Origin of the sequence: Azospirillum sp. B4, from assembly GCF_000333275.1 — a bacterium.
Classification (GTDB): Bacteria; Pseudomonadota; Alphaproteobacteria; order Azospirillales; family Azospirillaceae; genus Nitrospirillum.
This window is the reverse complement of record NZ_BACU01000212.1, coordinates 1-1,408: the sequence shown is the minus strand read 5'-3', so window position 1 is coordinate 1,408 and position 1,408 is coordinate 1. Positions and strand designations below refer to the sequence as shown.

Sequence of the window (1,408 nt, the reverse complement as noted above, 5' to 3'; positions counted from 1 at the left end):
GGGTTGTCGACGGGGGCTGTCGCCCTGAAGGACCGGAACGCGATGACGTGGCCTCCGGGTATCCGCAAGCGGGTAGGCGCCCCGCCCCTGTGGTTCGCCGCCGCCCTGCTGCTGTCGCCCATCCCCGGGCAGGCCCGCGACCTGGCCGACCTGATGAAGGACCGCTTCCCGGTTCCGGAACAGGCGCAGGCGACACCGGATGACAGCGACCAGACGGTGCTGGCGCGCTTCTACCGCGCCCGGGGGCTGAAACCCCTGTGGGTGGAACGGGGGGAGGCCAACACCGGTGCCCGCGCCGTGCTGACCGTGCTGTCCCACGCCGATGAGGACGGCCTGAACCCCAATGACTACGCCGCCGCCAGCCTGACCGCGCAGCAGGGCCATCTGGATACGCCCGAGGCGCAGGCGGCCTTCGAATCGGGCCTCAGCCTGGCACTGGTCCATTACGCCAGCGATGTGTCGGTGGGCCGCATCATCCCCACCCTGGCCGATCCCGAACTGGTGATCGAACGGCCGCCCTTCGACCGCGCGCAACTGCTGGCCAGCGTGGCGGCGGCGCCCGATCTGGCGGCCCTGCTGTCCGGCCTGCCCCCCCAACGACCGGAATACGCCGCCCTGAAGGCGGCGCTGGCCCACTATCGCCAGGTGAAGGCCGCCGGCGGCTGGCCCACCATACCGCCCGCGCCCAAGGCCCCGCCGGCGGTGCCGCCCAATCCCGGCGACGCCACCAACGGCGTGCCCGAGGCGAAGCCGGAGAAGACCGGCGATGCGCTGAAGCCCGGCATGACCGACCCCCGGGTGGTGGCGCTGCGCGCCCGGCTGGTGGCGACGAACGAGGCCAAGCCCCTGCCCACACCCCTGCCCAAGGGCGTGAACCCGGCGTTCTACGACGACGCCCTGGCGGCATCGGTCAAGGAGTTCCAGCGCCGGCAGGGGCAGGAACCGGATGGCGCCATCGGTCGACGCACCCTGTGGGAGCTGAACACCACGGTGGAGCAGCGCATCAACCAGATCATCGTCATCCATCAGGGTGTCGGCCCGGGTGTTCAGGGGCACCGGCTTGCCGTAGATGGCGTTCAGCCGCTCGTACTCCGCCCGGTGGAAGGCGTCGTCCTCCTCGGGGTTGGGGTAGATGCGGGGGGTGATGATGATGTCTTCCTGCTGGGTGGCGCCAGTGGCGCGGCGGGGTCCCGGCGCGGGGACTGACACCGACTGGGTGGTGGCCGTGGGCTGTGCGGTGGTGGTTTGTTGCGCGTCGGCGGGCAGGGCCAACAAAGCCGCGCCCAGCAGCGCCGCCGATACGGTGGCCGATACGGTGGCCGATACGGTGAAGGAGAGGGAAAGGCGGGTCGGCATGGCGTCGGTCTCCTCTGATGCCGGCCCAGGGGGGGCCGAACGGGTAAGGAAT

2 protein-coding genes are annotated in these 1,408 nt (G+C 71.2%); both read left to right on the top strand.

The window, feature by feature from the left end:
- On the top strand, positions 1-1,206 hold a 1,206-nt coding region (locus I55_RS09330), incomplete at its 5' end, for a peptidoglycan-binding protein (RefSeq protein WP_376739185.1).
- Positions 1,175-1,408 (top strand): hypothetical protein (locus I55_RS37980; protein WP_044560258.1); only part of this gene is annotated, 234 nt, incomplete at its 3' end. The genes I55_RS09330 and I55_RS37980, both read left to right, overlap by 32 nt.